The organism is Acinetobacter lactucae (genome assembly GCF_013344765.1).
Classification (GTDB): Bacteria; Pseudomonadota; Gammaproteobacteria; order Pseudomonadales; family Moraxellaceae; genus Acinetobacter; species Acinetobacter lactucae_A.
In genome coordinates this window covers 1-8,576 of record NZ_JABVBF010000151.1, presented here as the reverse complement: position 1 = coordinate 8,576, position 8,576 = coordinate 1, and the positions used below count along the sequence as shown (strand labels likewise).

The 8,576-nt window shown below is 38.0% G+C and carries 9 protein-coding genes; 5 read left to right on the top strand and 4 right to left on the bottom strand.

The window, feature by feature from the left end:
• On the top strand, positions 1-599 hold a 599-nt coding region (locus HUN22_RS13530), incomplete at its 5' end, for a nucleotidyltransferase family protein (protein WP_254617542.1).
• A 51-nt stretch (positions 600-650) separates the two neighbouring features.
• Here the strand turns inward: HUN22_RS13530 and HUN22_RS13525 are convergent.
• A complete protein-coding gene (locus HUN22_RS13525; protein WP_174730326.1) occupies positions 651-1,604 on the bottom strand; it encodes a TerC family protein in 954 nt (317 codons plus the stop codon).
• A 317-nt stretch (positions 1,605-1,921) separates the two neighbouring features.
• Positions 1,922-2,518: an undecaprenyl-diphosphatase gene (locus HUN22_RS13520; RefSeq protein ID WP_031949349.1), complete on the bottom strand. Its 597-nt coding sequence runs from the start codon at positions 2,516-2,518 to the stop codon at positions 1,922-1,924.
• A gap of 135 nt (positions 2,519-2,653) precedes the next feature.
• Here HUN22_RS13520 and HUN22_RS13515 point away from each other — a divergent pair, with 135 nt between their 5' ends.
• Entirely contained in the window at positions 2,654-3,904 is a 1,251-nt protein-coding gene (locus tag HUN22_RS13515; protein ID WP_174730324.1) for a low temperature requirement protein A, read from the top strand.
• Positions 3,905-3,969: 65 nt separating this feature from the next.
• Here HUN22_RS13515 and mpl read toward each other — a convergent pair whose 3' ends face one another.
• The gene (mpl, locus tag HUN22_RS13510; RefSeq protein ID WP_174730321.1) at positions 3,970-5,343 is read right to left on the bottom strand and encodes a UDP-N-acetylmuramate:L-alanyl-gamma-D-glutamyl-meso-diaminopimelate ligase; all 1,374 of its coding nucleotides are present in this window, start codon (positions 5,341-5,343) and stop codon (positions 3,970-3,972) included.
• Positions 5,344-5,584: 241 nt separating this feature from the next.
• On the opposite strand from mpl, the gene HUN22_RS13505 reads away from it, so the two are divergent.
• The gene (locus HUN22_RS13505) at positions 5,585-5,947 is read left to right on the top strand and encodes a DMT family protein (RefSeq protein ID WP_080649754.1); all 363 of its coding nucleotides are present in this window, start codon (positions 5,585-5,587) and stop codon (positions 5,945-5,947) included.
• A 63-nt stretch (positions 5,948-6,010) separates the two neighbouring features.
• Here the strand turns inward: HUN22_RS13505 and HUN22_RS13500 are convergent, their stop codons facing one another.
• On the bottom strand, positions 6,011-6,469 hold the full coding sequence (locus tag HUN22_RS13500) for a hypothetical protein (RefSeq protein WP_174730318.1): 459 nt from the start codon (positions 6,467-6,469) through the stop codon (positions 6,011-6,013).
• Positions 6,470-6,697: 228 nt separating this feature from the next.
• On the opposite strand from HUN22_RS13500, the gene purE reads away from it, so the two are divergent.
• Both purE and HUN22_RS13490 read left to right on the top strand, forming a co-directional pair.
• The gene (gene purE, locus HUN22_RS13495) at positions 6,698-7,213 is read left to right on the top strand and encodes a 5-(carboxyamino)imidazole ribonucleotide mutase (RefSeq protein WP_002115451.1); all 516 of its coding nucleotides are present in this window, start codon (positions 6,698-6,700) and stop codon (positions 7,211-7,213) included.
• Between the two features lie 9 nt (positions 7,214-7,222).
• Complete coding sequence (locus HUN22_RS13490) at positions 7,223-8,344, top strand: 5-(carboxyamino)imidazole ribonucleotide synthase (RefSeq protein ID WP_174730315.1); 1,122 nt, start codon at positions 7,223-7,225, stop codon at positions 8,342-8,344.
• Positions 8,345-8,576 lie beyond the last annotated feature (232 nt).

Here is an 8,576-nt window from a genome sequence, read left to right as displayed (position 1 = left end):
TTAGTATTTTTCCAAATATGACAAATATATATAATAATTATCAACAAGATTTTATTGATTTGGTGATGAAATCTCCTTATTTATTTAAGACATTAGCTATCATTTCTCAATTGCATCCAAAAGTTTATTTAAGTGCTGGTGCTGTGAGAAATACTGTTTGGTCATATTTACATGGCAAAACTTATGATTTAAATAGAAGTGATATGGATGTGATTTATTATAATGCTAATGAATATGATGATAGTTATCAAAAAGAATTGCAAAGTGATTTAAAAAGCAAATTTCCAAATCAAGATTGGGATGTTGTTAATCAGGCTTTGGTACATACATGGTACCGTAAAGATAATGGTGAAAAAATTCAACCATTAACTTCGATTGAGGAAGCATTATCATTATGGTCAGAAACAGCAACAGCTGTAGCAATACGTTTCGACACTTTCGGTAATTTAGAAATAATTGCACCTTTTGGCTTATCAGATTTGTTTGAATTGAATTTACGTTGGAATTCAGCTCTAGTTAGTTATCAAACTTTCAAAAATCGTGTAGAAAGCAAAAATTGGTTACAAGAATGGCCAAAATTAAAAATAGTCAATTCCTAATTTAAAAAGGGCTTTCATAGAAAGCCCTTTAATATTATGTAAGTAAAGATTCTATGAGATTTGTCGCTTATTATGACGTAGAGAAAGGTAAGCAGTGATTGCTAATACTATTACGATAAAGCTTAACGAGATCCAGATTGGCATGTGGAATACATCAAGCAACAACATTTTTGCACCAATGAACAATAAGATGATACCTAAGCCATATGGCAAGTAATGTAATTTAGTCGCAGCACCAGCAAGTAAGAAGAACATTGCACGTAAACCTAAAATTGCCATTAAGTTCGCCGTTAAAACAATAAACGGATCGCTCGTTACTGCGAAAATAGCAGGAATAGAATCTACTGCAAAAATCACGTCTGAAGCTTCAACCAAAATCAAAACTAGAAATAACGGCGTTGCCCATAATAAACCGTTTTGACGTACAAAGAATTTGTCACCTTCAAGCTGTGGTGTAATACGCATGTGCTTACGTAACCATTTTAAGAGCTTGATATCTTCAATATTGGTTTCTTCTTCTTGTCCTTTTAAGAACTTAAAGCCTGTATATACCAAGAACGCACCGAAGATATAAAGTACCCAGGAGAACTCTTGAACGAACCATGCACCAATAAAAATAAAGAGGGTACGAAGTACAATTGCGCCTAATACGCCATAGAGCAAAATTTTACGTTGTAACGCAGCAGGAATAGCAAACGCTGCGAAAATCATTAACCAGACGAAAACGTTGTCAATTGCGAGGGACTTTTCGAGTAAGTAACCCGCAAAGTATTCCATGGTTTTTTGGTTTGCTAAGGTCACCCCGACCGTTTTTTGTAGATAAAGCCATAAACCACCACCAAATAAGGCTGCGACGCTTACCCACGCTACGCTCCAATAAGCAGCTTGCTTAATTGAGACATCCTGACCTTGCTTTTGTTTAAAGCCTAAAAAGTCAATTAAGAGCATTACAATGACGATGCCAAAGAATGCTACATACAGCCATATATTGCCGATCGATTCCATAAATCCTCCCTACATCCGGCAATTGGGCATAAAAAAACCTTGACCCGTTGCCAGATGAATTAAACATCTGTATCAACATGATCAAGGTCTTGCCTACATCATGAATTTCACGATGCTCAGATACCGACTTTTTAATAAAAGTGTATTGACGATATCTGACACATAACATTGCTGTTATGTTTGGAGGAGGCTACTCCCCTTGTCAAACTAAATTCTGTTTTGGATAAAACATATCCAAGTCCACATAGAATGGCAGATTTTTTTGTATTACGCAACTGAACTTAATGTCGAGGGTGAATGCAAAAAAGATCTATAGGTTATTTAATGAAACCGCGGTCTAAAAGTGGTTTGCATATGATCTGGTAAATATGAATAAAGAATGCGGTCAAACTTGTACCGTAAGCATTCCAAAAGTAATAACCTGCTGTATTGACTAGTAGTGCGACAATAAAAGCCCCTAACATGTCTAAAGGAAAATGCACACCTAAATAAATACGTGACCACGCCACTACAAATGATAAAAATAAAAGAATGATTCCAATTATTTTGCGCTGAGCAAATAAATAAGACAGGGCAATGGTGCTAAAAATTAGCATATGATTACTTGGGAAAGATGCAGTTGGTGCATGTTCAATAAACGTGGTACCCACACCCATTACAAACGGTCTTGAGTGATGGTAAAACAGAGAAATAACATAACCTACTAAAAGTGATACGCAGGTTAAAAAGACAGATTTAATGACCCTATTTTTTAAATCTTGATCGCCATAGAACCATAAAAATGTAAGAATGAATAATAGAATATAGAGAAGATCATTAGCAAAAAAGATAGCAAGACGAATGATAAATTGACTCGCATCCTGAGCCCCATTAATCACATGGAATAAGCTAAGGTTGAGTGTTTCTAAAGACATTCATATTCCAAACAAGAACAAAAACGTGAGCTATGATAAAGAATTAAGCTTAATGTCTTGATAAAGAATTGTCACAAAAATGAAATATAGTTTGCTGATGAGTAAAGATTAAACAGTAGGTCGATATAATTTTTAATGCGTGATCTAGACGTTAATATTAAAGTGTTAACGTGTTGGCATTTTATTCGAGAACATTATTTTATGACTACTCAAGAAAAACAGAAAAAATTAAGCTTGAGGCCCCTATCCCCAAGAGATCCAAAACAGCCACATAGAGCAGCGACTCCCCTCGAATTATTGTTCGATTTAATTTTTGTAGTCGCGATTGCAACAGCTGGTCAGCAGTTACACCATGCGATTATTGAAAATCATCTCTGGCATGCGTTACCAAGCTACTTGATGGTATTTTTTGCGCTGTGGTGGGCATGGATGAATTTTTCGTGGTTTGCTTCAGCTTATGATAACGATGATGCATTGTATCGATGCCTTACTTTTGTTCAGATTGTGGGATCATTGGTGATGGCCGCAGGCATTCCTGATGTATTTCATAGTCAGGATTTTGATGTAATCATTGTTGGTTATGTAATCATGCGCATGGCTCTGGTGACTCAGTGGTTGCGTGCAGCAAAACATGACTCTGAAAGGCGTATTACTGCTTACCGCTATGCAGTAGGCATTGTATTAGTACAAATTGGTTGGTTGGTTACTAATTTCGCAAACATACTTTCTATCCCCGTATTTTTATTTTTAGTAGTGATGGAATTATTTGTTCCGATCTATGCAGAAAAATATTCTCCAACGCCTTGGCATCCTCATCATATTGTAGAACGTTATGCCTTACTCACGATTATTGTGTTGGGAGAATCAATCATTGGTAGTTTTAATGCGATTCGTGATGCTTTAGCAGCTCAGTCAATGAATATCCCCGCCGTTTTCTTAATGATCGGTGGATTAATACTTATGTTTGCGATGTGGTGGGCTTATTTTGATCGTAGTGAACAGCATCATCATTTGAAAGGTGTGCGTCCTTTTGTTTGGGGCTATGGTCATTATTTTGTTTTTGTCAGTATTGCTACGGTAGGTGCCGCGCTTGCTGCCGCTGTGGATGTCACAACCCATCATGCGCATATTTCTGATTTATATATGGGAGTTGTTGTTGCAGTGAGTGTGGTGCTCTATACCACCTGCATTTGGGTACTATACGAATTTGAATGTTTAACTGGAATCAGCAAATGGTTTTACCCGATCACGGCACTCATTATTTTATGTATTCCGTTTATTTGTAATAACGTGGGATATAGCGTTTTTGCGATGAGTATTGTCTATAGTCTACGTTTAATGGTTTCTAATAAATTTATGGCCAATCTAGGGCTAGAGAAGGTTTAAACGTATTGAAAAAAAACGGGTCTCAATTTGAAACCCGTTTTTTATTGAATCATATAAAGCGGAGATTAAGCAGCTTTTGCTTTTAATGCATTCATTAATTTTTGATGTAAACCGCCAAAGCCACCATTTGACATAATTACAACGGCATCGCCCTCACCTGCTTCATTAACAATACGTTCAATAATTTCATCAAGTGAACGGCTGACTTGAGCACGGTTAGAAGCAGCTTCAATCACGGGTTGTAAATCCCAATCTAAACCTTCTGGCTGATACCAGATCACTTCGTCTGCTAAGCGTGCCGAATGTGCTAAGCCATCTTTATGACTGCCCATACGCATTGTATTTGAACGTGGTTCAATAATGGCCCATAAACGACGTTCACCTAAGCGTTTACGTGCGCCATCTAAAGTGGTGTCAATTGCTGTTGGATGATGAGCAAAGTCATCATAAACCTCAATACCACTGACTGTGCCGAGTAACTCCATACGACGTTTTACACCACCAAAGTTAGATAAAGCTTCACAAGCCGTTTCAAGTGCAACACCTACATGTTGAGCGGCTGCAATGGTTGCCAAAGCATTCGCTACACTATGTTGCCCTGTCATGCTCCATTTCACTTCACCAACCACATTGCCATTTTCGAGTACTTTAAAATGGCTGCCATCAATTGAGATTAATTCAGCAGACAAAGCAGCTTTTTCATTCGCTTCTAAACTTGTGCGAATTACTGGTGTCCAGCAACCCATTTCAAGCACTTCATCAATATGAGTTTCAGTAACTGGCGCAATAATGCATCCTTCACTTGGAATGGTACGAACAAGATGATGGAACTGCTTTTGAATTGCTGCTAAGTCATCAAAAATATCAGCATGGTCAAATTCAAGGTTGTTTAAAATCGCCGTTTTTGGGTGATAGTGAACAAACTTAGAACGTTTATCAAAGAAAGCAGAGTCATATTCATCGGCTTCAACACAGAAGTATTTGCCACCACCTAAACGAGCACTTTCACTAAAGCCAAGTGGAACACCACCAATTAAAAAGCCTGGATTTAAACCAGCCTGATCAAGTACCCAAGCCAGCATGGTGGTAGTTGTGGTTTTACCATGTGTACCCGCTACACCAAGTACATGTTTACCTTGTAAAACATGATCGGCAAGAAACTGAGGACCAGAAATATATGGCAAACCTTCGTTCAGCATATATTCCACTGCATCAATCCCACGTTTCATGGCATTTCCGACAATGACTAAGTCTGGATGAGGCTGTAAATGACTGCGGTCATAGCCTTGCATGAGAGTAATGCCTGCGTTTTCTAACTGGGTAGACATTGGTGGGTAAACGTTTAAATCGGAACCAGTTACCTTATGTCCTAAATCACGAGCTAAAAGTGCTAAAGAGCCCATAAAAGTGCCACAAATACCCAAGATATGCAGATGCATTGCTCGCCTTCTCCACTGCTTTTGTACACAACATTAATATGAATTGCTGTGTGTGCATTATTGATAAATTTGCCAGCAACGATAGCAAGGCTAAACTCGAAAAGATAGTCAAAAATCGTTGTTGTTCTATGTGTTTGAGACCCTAATAAAACTACAGCTTTATTTTTTGGATTTAAGCTGAATTACAGTTTTATCTTTTATAATATTTTTAATCCATATTAATTCTTAAATTATCGTGATGATGAAGGATGTGCCTTTGAGCCCAACGGTTTTAGCTTTTGCTTTCTTAATTATCTCTAATTGTTTTATGACGCTCGCATGGTACGGGCATCTCAAATTTTTACACCATGCTCCCATTTGGCAAGCAATCCTATTCGGTTGGATTATAGCCTTACTTGAATACAGTTTTATGATTCCAGCCACTCGTATGCTAAGCGCACAAGGTTGGTTACTCGGTGAAATGAAGATCACTCAGGAAGTAGTCACACTGGTCGTGTTTGTACCGTTTATGATTTTCTTGTTTAAACAGCCATTTAAACTCGATTATTTGTGGGCAATGTTATGTCTATTTGGTTGTGTTTATTTTGTATTTAGAAGTCAATAATCTGTAAAAAGCTTGTAGAGAATCAATTATTCAATACAAGCTCTTACTCTTCCAAATACCTGATTATTTTGCAGGATGTTTACACGCTTTTTTTAGAATTTTAGAAAATTGCTGATCTCTTGGTGTTGGGTCTTCATAGTCAAAAGCATAATTACTGTCTGTTGTGGTTAAACTTAAGGCGCCATCTGACTCAAAATTAGACATGGCAAAACCATAGGTCTGATCGTCACAGTAAATGCGATATTCAGTAATTGAATATACATTTCCTACCTCAGTTGCACCAAGATAATAACCAGTCATCAGAACAGGTTCTCTCTCATCAGTAGCAGATGTTCCAGTGACGATAAATTTTTCTTGGACTTTGCCAGTTAATGCTCCACTTTTGATTTCTCCATTATAACCTTTTTCTTTATTTAAAGTTTTAATGGTTTTTTGAAATTCATCGATGTTTAAATTTACTAAGGCCGCGTAACTCGTTGTTGTACAAAGTGTGAGTGTTACGACTTCAAGAAATTTTTTCATTATTAAGCTCTTATTGATTTCATTAAGCGCGCTATATTAATAAAATTTGAGAATGTGTCACTGTTAAACCATGACATTTTTTTATGAGATTAAAAATATTCTCAGAGCTGGTCAGTTAAATTTTCGTGAGATGAAAAATCAGTCTATAATAATGGGCTTCCGAACCATTTAAAACTTGGCTCTCGTCGAGATTTATCTTCTTTTACTTTTGTCTCTGGAACATTAGCAATGAATGCGGCCGCAGCACAAGACGCTCAACCTCTCGTTGGAATTATTATGGGTTCTCAATCTGATTGGGCAACTCTCGAAAACACAGCCAATATGCTTAAACAGCTTGGTGTCCCATTTGAAGCGGAAGTGGTATCTGCTCATCGTACTCCAGATCGTTTATTTGAATATGCAGAAACTGCACGTGATCGCGGTATTCAAGTGATTATTGCCGGTGCAGGCGGTGCAGCACATTTACCTGGAATGTGTGCCGCAAAAACTGATTTACCAGTTTTAGGTGTGCCAGTTAAATCATCAATTTTAAATGGCGTAGATTCTTTGCTTTCAATCGTACAAATGCCAGCTGGTATCGCAGTAGGTACTTTAGCGATTGGTCCAGCTGGTGCGACGAATGCTGCAATTATGGCGGCACAAATCTTAGGTTTAACTCGTCCTGAAATCGCAAAAAATGTTGCTGATTTCCGCGCTGCGCAAACTGATAAAGTTGCAAGCAAAAATATTCCGGGTCAGGTGTAAGAGGCTGAGATGGATAAAACTATCGGTATTTTTGGTGGTGGGCAACTGGGTCGAATGATGGCTCAAGCGGCGTTACCATTAAATATTCAGTGTACTTTTTTTGAAGCAAATACAGATTGTCCAGCAGGTGTTTTAGGCCAGGTCTTTTCTAGCCAAGATGAGCAAGGCTTAAAGCAGTTTATTGAAAGTGCTGATGTTTTCAGTCTTGAGTTTGAAAATACGCCTGTTGAAGATGTTGATGTTTTGACACAAACCAAAATATTGCACCCTCCCCGTGTTGCTTTAGCAACTGCGCAAAATCGTTTGTCAGAAAAAGCATTGTTTGATGAGCTTGCTATTCCTGTTGCGCCGTATCGTGCTGTAGATAGTTTAGAAAGCTTGAAAAAGGCTGTTACTGAGCTTGGTTTACCGATCGTGCTTAAGACTGCAACTGGCGGATATGACGGCAAAGGTCAGTTTGTACTTCGTTCAGAAGACCAGATTGATACTGCTTGGGCTGAACTTGGTCCTGCAAAAAGCCTAGTTGCCGAGAGCTTTGTTAAATTCTCTCGCGAAGTTTCAATTATTGCGGTGCGTGGCCAAAATGGTGAAGTAAAAACTTGGCCATTGGCTGAAAACCACCATCATAATGGCATTTTATCGCATTCAATTGTTCCGGCACCGAATAGTGAAGCTTTGCAACCAGTGGCTCAAGACTACATTACACGTTTGCTCAATCACCTCAACTATGTCGGTGTATTGACTCTTGAGCTATTTGTGACAGAACAAGGCTTGTGTGCAAATGAGATGGCACCACGTGTGCATAACTCAGGTCACTGGTCAATTGAAGGCGCCGTATGTTCACAGTTTGAAAACCATATTCGAGCTGTTGCAGGGTTGCCATTAGGTTCAACAGACGTTGTTCGACCAACGGTTATGATCAATATTATTGGTCAGCATCCTAAAACTGAAGATGTTTTGGCACTAAATGGCGCTCATCTGCACCTTTATAACAAATCGGAACGTGCGGGCCGTAAGTTAGGCCACATTACGTTAATGCCCGTGGATAGTAATGAATTGACGACATTATGCCGTCAATTAGCAGAAATTTTGCCAGAACCACTCGCTTTAAAAGCAGATATGACCCTTTAAACGTATTTCTAATTCTCCAAAAAGCGATCTTCGGATCGCTTTTTTTATCTTTTAAATTCAAAAAATAATAAATCCTGAGTAATTTTTTGTTTGTGGATAACTTTTATGGGGGTTTTTGAATTTAAATATTGCTGGTATTTTTAAATTTAAAAAGTGAAGCTTGGTTGTTTTGAATTTAAAGTTAGTTATCCACAAGAGAGCTTGATTTGTAAGTGATGATAGAGCTTATGGC